General features: G+C 71.4%; 13 protein-coding genes and 1 pseudogene. 7 read left to right on the top strand and 7 right to left on the bottom strand.

Annotated features, from left to right (window positions below; translation table 11 throughout):
- Positions 1-234: 234 nt before the first annotated feature.
- Positions 235-519: a DUF1540 domain-containing protein gene (locus ACSC1Q_RS16905; protein ID WP_389918003.1), complete on the top strand. Its 285-nt coding sequence runs from the start codon at positions 235-237 to the stop codon at positions 517-519.
- A gap of 450 nt (positions 520-969) precedes the next feature.
- Here the strand turns inward: ACSC1Q_RS16905 and ACSC1Q_RS16900 are convergent, their stop codons facing one another.
- A complete protein-coding gene (locus ACSC1Q_RS16900; protein WP_436759660.1) occupies positions 970-2,427 on the bottom strand; it encodes an MFS transporter in 1,458 nt (485 codons plus the stop codon).
- Between the two features lie 370 nt (positions 2,428-2,797).
- On the bottom strand, positions 2,798-4,402 hold the full coding sequence (locus ACSC1Q_RS16895) for a M4 family metallopeptidase (RefSeq protein ID WP_436759659.1): 1,605 nt from the start codon (positions 4,400-4,402) through the stop codon (positions 2,798-2,800).
- 406 nt (positions 4,403-4,808) lie between these two features.
- On the opposite strand from ACSC1Q_RS16895, the gene ACSC1Q_RS16890 reads away from it, so the two are divergent.
- The 3 genes from ACSC1Q_RS16890 to ACSC1Q_RS16880 all read left to right on the top strand — a co-directional run bounded on the left by ACSC1Q_RS16890 (position 4,809) and on the right by ACSC1Q_RS16880 (position 7,175).
- Positions 4,809-5,963: a hypothetical protein gene (locus tag ACSC1Q_RS16890; protein ID WP_436759658.1), complete on the top strand. Its 1,155-nt coding sequence runs from the start codon at positions 4,809-4,811 to the stop codon at positions 5,961-5,963.
- Positions 5,964-6,108: 145 nt separating this feature from the next.
- Entirely contained in the window at positions 6,109-6,516 is a 408-nt protein-coding gene (locus ACSC1Q_RS16885; RefSeq protein WP_436759657.1) for a hypothetical protein, read from the top strand.
- A 170-nt stretch (positions 6,517-6,686) separates the two neighbouring features.
- On the top strand, positions 6,687-7,175 hold the full coding sequence (locus ACSC1Q_RS16880) for a hypothetical protein (protein WP_436759656.1): 489 nt from the start codon (positions 6,687-6,689) through the stop codon (positions 7,173-7,175).
- Positions 7,176-7,210: 35 nt separating this feature from the next.
- Here the strand turns inward: ACSC1Q_RS16880 and ACSC1Q_RS16875 are convergent, their stop codons facing one another.
- The 3 genes from ACSC1Q_RS16875 to ACSC1Q_RS16865 all read right to left on the bottom strand — a co-directional run bounded on the left by ACSC1Q_RS16875 (position 7,211) and on the right by ACSC1Q_RS16865 (position 9,504).
- Entirely contained in the window at positions 7,211-7,759 is a 549-nt protein-coding gene (locus tag ACSC1Q_RS16875; RefSeq protein WP_436759655.1) for a hypothetical protein, read from the bottom strand.
- Between the two features lie 84 nt (positions 7,760-7,843).
- Positions 7,844-8,809: an ankyrin repeat domain-containing protein gene (locus ACSC1Q_RS16870; RefSeq protein WP_436759654.1), complete on the bottom strand. Its 966-nt coding sequence runs from the start codon at positions 8,807-8,809 to the stop codon at positions 7,844-7,846.
- A gap of 2 nt (positions 8,810-8,811) precedes the next feature.
- Positions 8,812-9,504: an endonuclease V gene (locus ACSC1Q_RS16865; protein WP_436759653.1), complete on the bottom strand. Its 693-nt coding sequence runs from the start codon at positions 9,502-9,504 to the stop codon at positions 8,812-8,814.
- Between the two features lie 83 nt (positions 9,505-9,587).
- Between ACSC1Q_RS16865 and ACSC1Q_RS16860 the strand changes: the two genes are divergently transcribed.
- The gene (locus ACSC1Q_RS16860) at positions 9,588-10,322 is read left to right on the top strand and encodes an MOSC domain-containing protein (RefSeq protein ID WP_436759652.1); all 735 of its coding nucleotides are present in this window, start codon (positions 9,588-9,590) and stop codon (positions 10,320-10,322) included.
- Positions 10,323-10,409: 87 nt separating this feature from the next.
- Here ACSC1Q_RS16860 and ACSC1Q_RS16855 read toward each other — a convergent pair whose 3' ends face one another.
- The gene (locus tag ACSC1Q_RS16855) at positions 10,410-10,676 is read right to left on the bottom strand and encodes a hypothetical protein (RefSeq protein ID WP_436759651.1); all 267 of its coding nucleotides are present in this window, start codon (positions 10,674-10,676) and stop codon (positions 10,410-10,412) included.
- Positions 10,676-10,825: pseudogene (locus ACSC1Q_RS16850) on the bottom strand (hypothetical protein); the annotation flags it as partial. The pseudogene ACSC1Q_RS16850 and the gene ACSC1Q_RS16855, both read right to left, overlap by 1 nt.
- Positions 10,826-11,639: 814 nt before the next feature.
- Between ACSC1Q_RS16850 and ACSC1Q_RS16845 the strand changes: the two are divergent.
- Both ACSC1Q_RS16845 and ACSC1Q_RS16840 read left to right on the top strand, forming a co-directional pair.
- The gene (locus ACSC1Q_RS16845) at positions 11,640-11,942 is read left to right on the top strand and encodes a thiamine-binding protein (protein ID WP_436759650.1); all 303 of its coding nucleotides are present in this window, start codon (positions 11,640-11,642) and stop codon (positions 11,940-11,942) included.
- A 129-nt stretch (positions 11,943-12,071) separates the two neighbouring features.
- Positions 12,072-13,262, top strand: a complete 1,191-nt coding sequence (locus ACSC1Q_RS16840; RefSeq protein ID WP_436759649.1) for an MBL fold metallo-hydrolase — start codon at positions 12,072-12,074, stop codon at positions 13,260-13,262.
- Positions 13,263-13,356 lie beyond the last annotated feature (94 nt).

Raw genomic sequence — 13,356 nt, 5'->3', positions numbered from 1 at the left:
GGCGCGGTAGGAGACGGAGTAGTCCCGGCGCCCGTACGCGGGCACGGGCCGCGTCACGTCCGGTCGCGCGTTCCGGCGACCGTGACATGGCGCGGCGCGAGGCGGGCCGACGCTCCTGGCGCCAACCGGGAGGCGCCGGCGTCGCCACCGGGTGACAGCGAAACCAATGGGCGACAGGCCCCGGCGATGGCTCGTCGAGCCCGGGACCGGCCCGAGCCCTAGGGGAGTTCAGCCATGCAGATGCCCGCGGTCAACGAGTGCCAGGTCGAGGCGTGCGCGTACAACACGGCGCACACCTGCCACGCCCTGGCCATCACGGTCGGCAACAGCAGCCACGCGGAGTGCGAGACCTTCTTCAAGGTCGACGCGAAGGGCGGTGACCCGTCCGCCACGGGTCACGTCGGCGCCTGCAAGATGTCCAAGTGCCAGCACAACGTCCAGTACGAGTGCCAGGCCTCCGGCATCGTCGTCGGCTACGCGCAGAACGACATCGACTGCCTCACGTACGCGCCCGCCTGAGAGCGGGTGGCCCGGTCCGGGGCGGAACCGGTCCGAGGCCGACGGCGAGTGGTCATCTGCCTGTCCGGCTCGGCGGACAGGCCCGGACCCTCCTGCCAGCCGTCGACCACGCCCGCGGCGACGATCGACTGGACGTTCGCCAGTGCCTCCGGTGAGGGCAGGGCCTGGAAGCCGGATTCCGCGACCCGGAGAACCGAGACGTCGAGCGCCTCGTGGTTCCCCGGGCGCTCCGGGCCGTGGCGGGGTCGCCGAGGGCCTCATCACCCGCGCACCCGCTCAGGGCGAGTGCCGAAGCAAGGGGCAGGGCGGCGACAGGCCACTTCAACGACGTCATCGACGAGATCCTCTCCGCTTCAGGGACCACCGGAATTCGAGTGATCGAGCGACCTGAACCCCAAGACGGACGGCTTCCCATCACGATCGGAGCGGGGGACGCGTGACGACGGTCGTTCAGGAGCGGGCGGCGCGGCGGGAGGTGATCACGTCGATGACGGCCACGACCAGCGCGACCAGCACGAAGGCGATGGTGACCAGCAGCGAGTGCCGGAACGCCGTCGCGTAGTCGCCGCGCGAGGAGGCGACCTCGGAGAAGAACACCGAGCCGATCGCCGCGATGCCCACGGCGGTGCCGATGCGCTGGCCCGTCTGGAGCACGCCCCCCGCGGAGCCCGCCCCGGCGACCGGCACCTCGGACAGGGTCAGCGTCTGGTTCGGGGAGATCACCAGGCCGCTGCCCAGACCGGCGAGGAGCAGCGGCACCGCGACGGCCCAGGCCACGTGCGTACCGGGGACCAGCTGTACGGCGAGCGCCGTGACGGCGAGGAAGACCGCGACCAGCACCAGCCCGGCCACCACCAGGGGGCGGCCCAGCCGGGTGACGATCCGGCCGCCGAACAGGGACGCCACCGCCGACCCCCCGGCGAACGACGTGGTCGCCAGCCCCGCCTCCAGGGCCGAGTAGCCCAGCCCGTTCTGCAGGTACAGGGTGAGGATGAAGAAGATCGCGGTGAAGCCCGCGAAGTAGAGCGCCCCGACGAGGGCGCCGAGCGCGTACGAGCGCCTGCGGAACAGGGACAGGTCGACCATCGGCTGGTGGTTCCGCCCGTACCGGCGCTCCCAGGCCGCGAAGGCGGCCAGTACGACGAGCCCGCCGAGCAGGGACGGCCACTTCGCCGAGGCCCGCCACTCGTGTCCCTCGACGAGCGGCAGGAGCACCAGCACGACGCCCGCGGCGAGCAGCAGCACGCCCACGGGGTCCATGGTCTCGCGTGGCCGGGGCTCCCTCGCGGCGGGCCGGATGTAGCGGTACGCCAGGAGCACGGCCAGGATGCCGATCGGCACGTTGACGTAGAAGACGAGGCGCCACCCGTCGACGTCGCCGCCGAGGTTGATGAGCAGCCCGCCGAGCAGCGGGCCGATCGCGGTCGAGACGCCGATCACGGTGCCCAGCATCCCGAACGCCCTGCCTCGCTCCGCCCCCCGGAAGAGCTGCTGGATCAGCCCGCTGACCTGCGGGTTGATCACTCCGCCCGCCAGGCCCTGCACGAGTCTCGCGACGACCAGCAGGGTCGGGTCCCCGGCGACCCCGGCCGCCGCGCTGGCCAGGGTGAACAGCACGACACCGAAGACGAACGCGTTGCGCCGGCCGTACATGTCGCCGAACCGCCCGGCGGGGACCAGGATCAGCCCGAAGGTGAGCGCGTACCCGGACACCACCCACTGCAGGGCGCTCTGCGGGGCCTCCAGCCCGGTACGGATGGAGGGCAGCGCCACGTTGACGATGCTGACGTCCAGCAGGGTCATGAAACCGGCGACGAGGCAGACGCTCAGTGCCTTCCAGCGGCGCGGATCCGGCCCCTCCCGATCCCGGGTGGACGTCACCCCGTCGTCGTCGGGTCCGGTGCTCATCGGGTCGCGCGGGGGAGCGGTGTCCCGGCCCGTGGTCGGCTGAGGATCGTCATGACCGCCTCGTTCCCCGTATCCGGTTGACCTCTCCACATTTCAGCAGCGCATACGTACCCCTTTCTGACTTCCGAATCACCATTCGCCGTCCGGGCCGGGACTCGCGGGCGCGACTCCGGCCCCCGCGGTCGCGCCCGCGAGGGCCGGAGTCGTCTCGCCCGGATGAGTGTGCCGCTCGAAGAAGTGCGGCGGGCGGCCCCATCACCACCCGCCGCACCGGTCCGTCCGGGTATGGCCGCACCTCGGCCGGTGAACCCCCCGGCCGGTTGATCCCCCGGACGGTGTGGTCACCGTCGGTACGAAAGACCACCCTTTGTCAGGGGCACGACACCTCGCCGCTGGCGGCCGGGACGTTCACCGCGCTCCAGGCGGCCTTGACCGCGTTGACCTCGACGCAGCCGCTCGGGTAGAGCGACCTGGCGGCGGCCACGGTGGCCCGCCGCGCCTTCGCGTGCGTCCACGGGGCGGTCTTGGTGTTCAGACCGGCCTGGAAGATGCGGCCGGCCTTCTGGATGCCGATGCCGGTCAGGCTCGTCGGGCCCGAGCAGACGGAGCTGGCCGGCTTGCCCACCGGGTTGGTGCCCTCGGCGAGCAGGTAGAACCAGTGGTTCTGCGGCCCGGCCGCCGCGTGCACCGCGGTGGAGGGGATGGACGCGCTGTAGCAGTTCGGGTGCCCCTTGGCCGAGGGGTTGTACATGTTGCGGATCTCGCCCGCGCCGGTCAGGTTGACCTCCTCGCCCACCAGGTAGTCCGGCGGGTCGAGGGAGGCGGGCTGGTTGGCGTAGTGCTCGGTCAGCGCGCCGAAGATGTCACCGGTCGACTCGTTGAGGCCGCCGGACTCGTTGCCGCTGCCCCCGCTGCCGCCGGAGTACTGGAAGATGCCGTGGCCGTACTCGTGGCCGACGACGTCCATCGGGGTGGCCTGCCTGGTGTTGGCGCTGTTGCGCCCGAAGCTGGTGTAGCTGCCGTTCCAGTAGGCGTTGACGGCGCTCAGGCCGACCCGGGCCGGGAAGGCGCCGCCCGAGCCGTTGAACCCGTTGCGGCCCAGCCAGGCGCTGAGCATGTTCCATTCCGTCTGGGCCGCGTACAGCGCGTCGACGCAGGCGGTCTCCAGGTTGGTGCCCGAGCCGTTGCCCCACGAGTCGTCGGGCCCGGTGTAGGCGGAGCCGTTCTGGCCGCCGCAGCGCAGGCCGGGGCGGGTGGTGTCGGTCATCGAGTACGAGCCGCTGGAGCCCGAGGTCTGGATGGTCACCGGGTTGCCGTTGTAGTAGCTGTTGCCGGTCCCGGCGTGCACGTCGTCGTAGGAGTCGACGATCGACCCGTCGAGGGCGTCCACGAAGACGTGCAGGACGCTCGGGGCCTCGGCGGTGGCGCCGGTGACGACCACCTCCCAGGCCAGTCTGGGCGTCGTGGTGGTCGCGTGCACGAGCAGCTTGGGCGCGGCCACGCTCTCCACGGTGGGCAGCTGCGCGCGGGCGGTGGCGGCCGCGGTCGCGGCGTCCACCTTGCTCGTGACGTCGATCGTGATCCTGGCCTGCTGGCCCGAGCTCACGGTCCCGACGAGCTCTCCGGCCCTGTCGGTGGAGACGACCACCTCACCGCCGTAGACGGGCAGCCCGCGGTAGGTGCGCGCGTAGGTCAGGTACTGCAGGCCGTAGGCGCCGGAGATGTTCCTGGACAGGGTGAACTTCTCGTTCTGCCCCTTGAGGACGGCCTCCGACCTGGCGGCGAGGGTCGCGTTGGCGGTGGTGACCGCGCGGCTGCGCGACTCCGCGTCCGGCGGCGCGAACACCGGCGGCTCGGCGGAGGCGGTACGGGCTGCGGCGGCGTCCGCCGGGGTGGCGGCGTTCACCGCCGTGGGGGTGGCCATGGCGGCGACGGCCAGTACGGCCACGGCGCCAAGCTTGACCTTCGGATTCACGCGGGGTGACTCCTCTCGATGTCCCTTGGGGGGTAGGAGGGATGCAAGGAGCCCTAAGAAGTCCGGGCTCCATAAAGTTGGCATCGAGAAGGGCCGCTGAGTACCTAGCAAAGTTCCATAACGCGGTGATATGGGCTTATACGCGTACTGGCGCGACCCCTTCCGCGGGGCTCTCACCTGCGCGGGAGCGTCCCCGGGCGGGCTGATCCGTGCCCGCCTTTTCGTGACAGGGGTGGATTACCCGAGTCGGGAGAGTTCGCAAAATTGGGTCTTCTCAAGGGCGCGGCGGGCGGGTTATCAAGAGCGGTACCTCCGCTCCGGCCGGTCCGCCGTGGCCCCCCGTCCCGGCCGCCCTCGGCCACCCGCCCCGATGTTGACGAAGGACGACATGCGTCAGTGCCGGCAAGTGATCTCGCGAATCCTCAGCGTCGCCGCCCTGCTCACCGCCATGCTCGCCGCCGGGCCCCTCTCGGTCGCGAACACGGCCGCCCCTTTCCTGGCCGGTCCCTCCCCGGCCGCCGCGAGCGCCGGGGCGGCCCTCCCCTGGCAGTGGGGGTACGCGTACGTCAGGAGCTCCTCCGTGGTGGACGGAGCCCACCAGGGAGGCTCGTGGCCGGCCGGGCTCAAGGCCGAGGCGTCCCCGGGAGGACCCGGCCAGGTGTTCGTGAAGTTCCCGCAGATCGGCCTCGCCTCCGGGGGAGTCGCCCACGTCACGGCGATATCCCGGTCCGCCGACTGGTGCCAGGTCCAGGAGTGGCGGCAGTCGGGCGCCGACGAGATCGTGGCGGTGCAGTGCTACCGCTACGGCGGGACCCCGGTCTTCACCCCGTTCTCCGTCGTCTTCGGGCACAGCACCGAGGTGCTGCGCGCGCCCGCGGCGTTCGGCTACGTGCACTGGAACGGCTCCGCGGTGGCCGGGCAGTTCAACTCGTCGGCACCGGGGGCCGTGAACTCCGTCCTGGCGTCGTCGTCCCCCGGGATATGGCAGGTCACCCTGCCGGGGCTCGGCTCGGCGGGCCACGCCGGGAACATCCAGGTCACGGCGGTCGATCCGGCGGTTCCCGCCCGCTGCAAGCTGAGCGGGTGGAGCCCCTCGGCCGCCGAGCAGAGGATCGTGGTGAGGTGCCACGACGCGGCCGACGCGCCGCTCAGCACCGGATGGAGCCTGACCTACCACCGCGAGCGTGCCGTCGTCGCGACCCTCCCGTACTACCGCTTCGCCTACACCTTCGACAACGAGCCCGACAGGGTGGGCAGCTACCGGCCGATACCGGCGGCCGTCAGTTACAACTCCCGGGGAGAGGGCGTCCGGATCGACCACGTGGGGATCGGCCGCGCGAACGTGGTCTTCGGCGACGTCACCGGCGGATACCGGGACAACGTCCAGGTCACCGCCTTCGGCTACGGGCCCGAGTTCTGCAACCTGTACACCCCCTGGGAGTCCTACCCCACCTTCCCCGCCTACGTGAACATCCGGTACGTCACCTGCTACAACGGCACCACCCAGGTCGGCCACCCCTCGATGGTCACCTACGTGTCCGCCTCCAGCTCCAGTTCCTGACCGCCGGGCGGTCTCCCGGACGGACGGCGGCGACGCGGCGTCCGATCGCGAGGGGACCGTGCCGGGACGGACAGGAGTCCCAGATTTCCGGACCTGTGTGGCCGCCCTCCTTGGAGCGCGACCGGTACGGCGGCACAGTTGGGCCATGACACAGACAGCACCGACCGACCGCCGCCGGTGGGGCCGCTTCGCCCGGCACTACGTCGAGATGGTCATCGCGATGTTCGCCGGGATGTTCGTCCTCGGCATGCTCCTGTCCGCCGCCGGGCTCCGCTTCTCCCACGACGGGCAGCCCGAGCTCGCGTACCTGCTGATGGCGTTCGACATGTCCGTCGGCATGGCCGTCTGGATGCGCTACCGGGGCCACGGGTGGGCTCCCACCCTGGAGATGTGCGCCGCCATGTTCGTCCCCGTCGTGCCGCTCTTCCCGCTGCTCTGGCTGGGTCTCATCGACGGCGGGGCGCTCATGGCGATCGCCCACGTGGCGATGTTCCCGCTGATGCTGGCCGCCATGCTCCGGCGCCGCGACGAGTACGCGGGCTGCGCGGCCTGAGACCGGCGACCGCCCGGATCGTGTTCCCCGCGGGGGCTGGAACAGCCTCCGGGCGGTCGCCCTCCCGGATCCCCCGAATCGCGCCCTGCCCGGCAGGGCCTTCCCGTACGGGGATCCCCGAATGATCCTTTCGTTGGAAAGGCGCCCGGAGGACTCGCATACTCACGAGCATGGAAACACACCTCACCGACGCGGTCGTGGGAGAGCTGACGCTCACGCTGGATCGAGACGGCGGCACCGTGCGCGTCGAGGGTGAGGGGATTCCCCCGGTCGTCGTACGCCGGTCGGACGAGGCCGTCGCGCGGCGGCACATCCCCATCGGCACCCGCGGCCCCGACCAGCTGACCATGACGCTCGACGGCGCCACCGTCCCGCTACGCCCGGGGCCGGGGCGCGTCACGCGCCACTCCTACCGGGCCGAGGTGGACCACGCGGGGATCGTCTACACCCTGATCCCCACCTCCGAGGAGTCCAGCTCCCTCTTCCGCGGCGAGCACCACCTCGGGAACCTCACCACCTTCGCCGACGGCGAGGCCAGGGCCGAGTGGGTCGCCGCACCGACCCCGGAGGAGGCCGCCATCGGCTACGCGCTCGCCGCCTGCTTCGGCAGCGGAGCGGAGCATCCCCTGCTGGCGATCGTCGGCATGCTCCCCTTCTGAATCGTCACCGGTCAAGCCGAACGACCTCCGGACGCTCAGCCGGTGGTGTGTTCCCAGTAGGGGTCGCGGTAGAGCATGACCGAGGTGCCGCGGAGCAGCTCGTCGGGGGCGGAGATCAGCACGAGCTCGCCCTCGGCCTCCAGCCCGCGCAGGATGTCGCGGACGCGCGGGCCGACCGGGAGGCGGCCCACCGGCAGGTGGAGGGTCTCGCGGACCAGGTCGGCCACCTCGGAGAGCCGGAACGGCTCGGTGAAACCGGCGATCAGCCCGCGGACGATCTCAACGGTGATCACGGACTCGGCCTCGGCGTGGGCGAGCTGCCAGGTCAGCTGGGCCCCGCGCCGGCCGGTTCCGGCGCAGGCGGTGCACGGCTGGGAGAAGCCGGGCACGATGTCCTCGACGGTGGTGCCCAGGCAGGTGGTGCACTGGTTGGTCTCCGACGCGTGCAGCTCCGCCGCCGCCCGGTCGGCCAGCTGCCTGCCGCACACGCACAGATAGACCCGGAACCTGCCGCGCACCAGGGCGAGGGCGTCGGCGTCGTCCGGTATCTCTTCCCACAGCGCGGTGATCGTGTGCTGTCTCATCGTCGTGCGACTCTACCCATTCCGGACTCGTCGTGGATCCGGCGCGCACCTGTCACAGACCTCTCACGGACCCGCCCGGTCCCGTCACGGCAGCATGACCGGGACCAGTCGCATGGGAGCGCTCCACAACCATTCGGCGGTGATGTAGGTGGAGGTCAGCAGCGTCATCAGGCCCAGGGTGCGCTCGGTCGCGGTGGAGGGGTGGGCGCCGCAGTCGCCGAAACGGCACATCCACAGCTCGAACATGCTGTCGTCGGAGAGCTGCTCGTGGACCGAGGGCCGCCCCGCGGGAATCCCGTCCCGCCAGATGTCGACCGACGGGCTGGTGGACGGGAACGCCCCGGCCAGCACGCCGCCGCCCGAGGTGACCGCCCTGCCGACCCCGTCGCGCACCGGCAGGATGCCGCCGGACTGGAAGAGCACCACCCCGCCCCCCGGCGGGCTGGCCACGCGCAGCACCTCCACGGGGGACGACTGCTCCGCGCCCCACAGCTCACCGGTCTCCATCGGCGGGCACGACTGCGGCTCGGCGCCCAGGCGGCGGATGACCTCGTCCTCGGGCACCTCGCCGACGAAGGCCACGCACAGCTCCTCGTTGTAGTCCTCGTACGAGAACATCATCGCGTCGACGGTGTCCTGGAGTTCGCGGAACCTGGGGCTCACGCTGGGAGCTCCGGGCAGGTGGGCGAACAGGCCGGCCATCTCGGTGAAGAGGGCCTGGGCGCCGGGGGAGCGGCCCGCGATGCACGGCCGCCAGGGGTCGGCGCCCGCGGCGAGCAGGGTCCGTACGGCGTCGTCCCAGCCGTGGCGGACGGCCTCCCACAGCGGGGTGGCGCCGTCGGCGTCGACGGGGTCGACCTCCGCGCCCGAGGCGAGCAGCAGTTCGATCACCTGCGTGGCGCCCTCCTGGGCGGCCCGGTGCAGAGGGGTCGTGCGCAGCCACGGCAGCCGCCGGCCGGGGTCGAACCCGCTCGCCAGCCGCTGACGGATCTGCGCCAGGTTGGTGTCGCGCCACGCGTCGACGTCCTCGGCCCACTCGTCTTCGCCCACTTCTATCCCATCTTGTCGTACTGAGCGGATCCAACCAGGTCCGTGCGACAGTTCTCGGCCAGAGCACGTCGCGAGAGGCGGTCGGCGGTGCGGGTGGTCTCGGGGAGGCGGTAGCGGGGCGTCAGGTTCAGCACGTTGTGGCAGGCGGTGTCGAGGTCGACGCGGTGGCCGGTGGAGACGAAGACGGGTTTGACCCCGTCCCGGGTGCGCAGCACGCGGCCGACGACGTCGCCGTCCAGCGTCAGGTCGGTCCACGCGCCCCGCTCGGGCGCGGGCTCGGGGTAGGTGCCGACGAAGGCCGTCTTGCCGACCCCGATCGTGGGCAGCCCCGTGAGCACGCCGAGATGGCAGGCCAGGCCGAAGCGGCGCGGGTGCGCCAGGCCGTATCCGTCGCAGACGACCAGGTCGGGCGGCGCGGACAGGCGCTCAAGGGCGTCCAGCAGCGCGGGGACCTCGCGGAAGGCGAGCAGCCCGGGGACGTAGCCGAAGGTCACCCTCCCGGCCACGGCGACCTCTTCGACGATCTCCAGCGTCGTCCCGTCCAGGACGGTCACCGCGGCGGCCAGCCGGTCCCTGTCGTAGGCGACGTCCACTCCCGCGACCCTGGAGGGGCGGCGGGGTCCGGGACCGGTCAGGTCGAGCAGTGCCCTGAGCTCGTCCTGGACGGCCTCGGCCTCCGTGACAGTGCGCGGCATTTGTACCTTCATAACTCCATGATCGCTACTTTTATAGTATGACGTCATATTTCGGTACGGTTCATCGGATTCTTCGGTGGCCGGTGAAGTCGCTACGGGGCGAGGAGCTCCAGGAGGCGCGTTTCGACGACCGGGGACTGGCCGGCGACCGGGCCTACGCGCTCGTCGACGAACGGGAGAACCACGCGGGCAGGGTGCTGACCGTACGGCGGCGGGCGGAGATGCTGCACTGGCACGCGGCCTACGGTTCCCCCGGGAAGGACTCCCCCGGGGGCGACGGTGACGCGCTGTCGCCGACATCGACGCCGACGCTGACCGGGCCGGACGGCGCCACGTGGGACTGGGACGCCCCCGGCCTGGCGGGCGCGCTGGCGGAGTCGCTGGGCACGCCGCTGAGCCTGCGCGCCGCCGACGGGCAGCAGGACCGGGGCCCGACCGTGCTGGTCACCTTCGCCGCGTCCCTGGCGGCGCTGAACGACGAGCTCGGCAGGCCGGTGGACCTGCTCAGGTTCCGGCCCAACCTGCACCTTGGGACCGACGCGCCCGCGTTCGACGAGGAGGGCTGGGGGCCCGGCGCCACGGTCACCGCGGGCGACATGGAACTCACCGTCACCGGCGACCACTCGGGCCCCTGCGTCAGGTGCGTCGTGCCCAGCTGGGACCCCGAGGGACGCGAGCGCTGGCCCGAACTGCAGAAGTGGCTGATCGGCGAGCACGAGAACAAGTTCGGCGTGATCATGCGGGTCACCCGCACCGGCACCGCCCGTCTCGGGGACCGCGCCACCGTCACCCCCGGACCCCACCGGGCCCGGTCCTGATCCCGCCGGACCACCCTCCGATCCAGCGGGAAACCGGACGAACCGGAACTGAATAACCCGGAACCGGACGAACTAGAACTGGATGACCTAGAACTGGATGACCCGAAACCGGACGACGTCCACGGTGAGACCCAGGCCGGTCACGCGCAGCGGTACCCGCCGCGCGGTCGACGTCAGCTCCGCGGTGATCTCGGTGCCCTCGGCGTTGACGGCGATCTCCGGCCCGAGCCGCGCCTCGACGCCGAACCGCTCGCCGCGCAGGTAGCCGGCCGCCTCGCCTCCGCGACCTCCTCGGCCGGGCGCTTCACCTTCTCCGAGTGGTCGGCGATCCGGGTGAGCAGGTGCCGCCTGCACTCCGCGATCTCCGCCCGGCTCATGAACGCCACGTCCGCGAACTCCGAGATCGACGGTCTCTGTGTGTCCGCGGGCTCCAGCACGAGCACGGTCACGTTGCCGGTGGTCGGCGTGTTCCCGCTGGGCAGCAGCTTCGCGTCGCCGAGCAGGGCGCCGAGCAGGGTGGACTTCCCCGCGTTGAACGCCCCCAGGATCCGACGGGCAGGGGGCGGTCCGTCGCCTCGATCACCCTCGTCCTCAGGTGGCGCAGGTGGGCGAGCGGCTCGGGCGGCAGCAGCGGGAGCCAGGCCGGCTGCGTCACCGTGTTTAGCTGACTCTCCACCCTGTCGCGGCGAGTCCTGATGTCTTCGAGGTTATTCATCATCATTTATGTCCTTACGCCACGCTTGCGCCGTTAGCAGTGCGCTTTATTCCCTTCACGTCATGAGGCGGCGAGACCGGAAGGATGCCGTCCATCCGGCTTCACTGGCTTTCTCGCACATTTAACATGACTTTTCAGGACCGGTGAGGTCGGGAACGGTGGTGAACCGAGAAGGTCGTCACGCCGCGGCGGTGCCCGGCCGCCGTCACCCGTGGTGGAGCGGAGGAAGTGATCTGCGACGATCTCGTATGCCGGCGCCGGAACGGGTGGCGTCGACGAGGTGGATCCCGGGGGTGAGGGGAATCGGGGCGGACTCGGTGGGAGGTTGCCGGCTGTGAGGGACACGCCGCGACGGAGACCGGTCGTGCGGCGGAGCTCCATTCCGGATTCTCCGTGTCGGCACTTTTGGATATTACGAACAGTTTGGATGGTCTGCCACCATCGGGATCGGGGCAGGAGGTAACAATACGATATATTGTCAGCTTGATAGATTATCTATAGCTGACTCTATAAAGACAAATCGTGCCACAGGTCGATAGGTCGAGTGACCGATATATCCCTATAGGATGACGAGAAGAAGATCTGCGAGGAAAGGGCGGACCATGTCGGTGCTCGTGGCGTTCAGCGTGACCCCGATCGGAGCGGGGGAGGACGTCGGCGAGCTCGTCTCCGAGGCCGTGCGCGTCGTCCGCGCCTCCGGCCTGCCCAACAGGACCGACGCCATGTTCACCACGGTCGAGGGCGAGACCTGGGACGAGGTCATGGCCGTCGTCAAGGACGCCGTCGCGGCGGTCGAGGCCCGTGCCGGGCGGGTCAGCCTCGTCCTCAAGGCGGACATCCGCGAGGGAGCGGGCGGACGCCTGGAGACCAAGGTCGCCACCGTCGAGCGGCACCTCGCGCCGTAGCGCCTCCCGCGTTCCCGCGCGTCGTCTCCGGGCGGCCCGTCTCGCCCAGAGCGTAACGGGAACACCGGTGGAGCCGAGGTACGTTCTGCAGGCACGGGCAGGTTTCGGGAGCGCAGGAGCGTGAGCCGCATGGCGGGCAACAGGTCGATCGGGCGTCTCCTCGCGGGCGGGCTGGCGCTGGCCGCCGCCGGCTGGGCGTTGAAGGACATCCCAGCGGAGCTCGGGGGCAGGGCCGAGGGGGAGCGGCTGGAGCGGATGCGCCGCTCGCCGCGGTTCCACGACGGCGTCTTCCGCAACTCCGTGCCCGGCGGCTTCGTGCCCTCCCCGCAGAGCGCGCGGGAGATCGCCTGGAACATGTTCCGCAACCGCGAGGAGCGCCGCCCGGCCACCGCGATCCCCGTGGTGACCTCGCCGTCCGGCGGCCCGTCCCCGGCGGGGCTGAGCGTCATCTGGTACGGCCACGCCACCGCGCTGCTGGAGATCGAGGGCCGCCGCGTGCTCGTCGACCCGGTGTGGAGCAGGCGCGCCTCGCCCTCCCAACTGGTCGGCCCGCGGCGCCTGCACCCGGTGCCGGGGCCGCTGGCGGGCCTCCCGCCGCTGGACGCGATCGTGATCTCGCACGACCACTACGACCACCTCGACCGCGCGACGGTCCGCGGGCTCACCGCGCTGCAGACCGCCCCGTTCCTGGTGCCGCTGGGCATCGGCGCCCACCTGGAGCGGTGGGGCGTGCCCGCCGCCCGGATCGTCGAGCTCGACTGGGACGAGGAGGCGACCGTCGCGGGCCTGCGGTTCGTCGCCACCGCCGCCCGCCACTTCTCCGGCCGCACCCTCAACCGCAACGTCACCCTGTGGGGCTCCTGGGTGATCGCGGCCGGGGAGAAGAGGGTCTTCTACGCCGGAGACTCCGGATACTTCGACGGTTACGCGGGGATCGGCGCCGCGCACGGCCCGTTCGACCTCACGCTCATGCCGATCGGCGCCTACAACGCCGCCTGGACCGACATCCACATGGACCCCGAGGAGGCGGTCAACGCCCACCTCGACCTGGGCGGCAAACTGCTCCTCCCCGTCCACTGGGCGACCTTCGCCCTCGCCACCCACCCGTGGGCCGAGCCGGTCGACCGCCTGTGGCGCGAGGCCAAGGCCCGCGACGTCCGCATCGCCGTTCCCCGTCCCGGCGAGCGCGTCGACACCGTCGACGTGCCCATGCTGGAGAACTGGTGGGAGACGCCGCCCGGCGGCGAGGCGCTCCGCCCGCGCCAGGCTCAGGCGCCGGTGCCCGCCTCCCCGCCCCTGGGCTCCGACCCCAGGCTCTGACTCCCGTACGACGCCTCAGGCCCCGGCGGTCCTCGTCGCCAGGCGGGCACGGACGACGAGGTCGTGCACCGCGCCCGCCGACGGCGCGGTGTCG

The organism is Streptosporangium heterodermiicola, assembly GCF_051390675.1.
Taxonomy (GTDB): Bacteria; Actinomycetota; Actinomycetes; order Streptosporangiales; family Streptosporangiaceae; genus Streptosporangium.
The sequence above is the reverse complement of the archived record's forward strand: the minus strand, read 5'-3'. Positions and strand labels throughout refer to the sequence as shown.

Coding starts and splice junctions, on each gene's coding strand:
- ACSC1Q_RS16905 (WP_389918003.1), top strand. CDS start 235: ATGCAGATGCCCGCGGTCAACGAGTGCCAGGTCGAGGCGTGCGCGTAC.
- ACSC1Q_RS16900 (WP_436759660.1), bottom strand. CDS start 2,427: ATGAGCACCGGACCCGACGACGACGGGGTGACGTCCACCCGGGATCGG.
- ACSC1Q_RS16885 (WP_436759657.1), top strand. CDS start 6,109: ATGACACAGACAGCACCGACCGACCGCCGCCGGTGGGGCCGCTTCGCC.
- ACSC1Q_RS16880 (WP_436759656.1), top strand. CDS start 6,687: ATGGAAACACACCTCACCGACGCGGTCGTGGGAGAGCTGACGCTCACG.
- ACSC1Q_RS16875 (WP_436759655.1), bottom strand. CDS start 7,759: ATGAGACAGCACACGATCACCGCGCTGTGGGAAGAGATACCGGACGAC.
- ACSC1Q_RS16865 (WP_436759653.1), bottom strand. CDS start 9,504: ATGCCGCGCACTGTCACGGAGGCCGAGGCCGTCCAGGACGAGCTCAGG.
- ACSC1Q_RS16845 (WP_436759650.1), top strand. CDS start 11,640: ATGTCGGTGCTCGTGGCGTTCAGCGTGACCCCGATCGGAGCGGGGGAG.
- ACSC1Q_RS16840 (WP_436759649.1), top strand. CDS start 12,072: ATGGCGGGCAACAGGTCGATCGGGCGTCTCCTCGCGGGCGGGCTGGCG.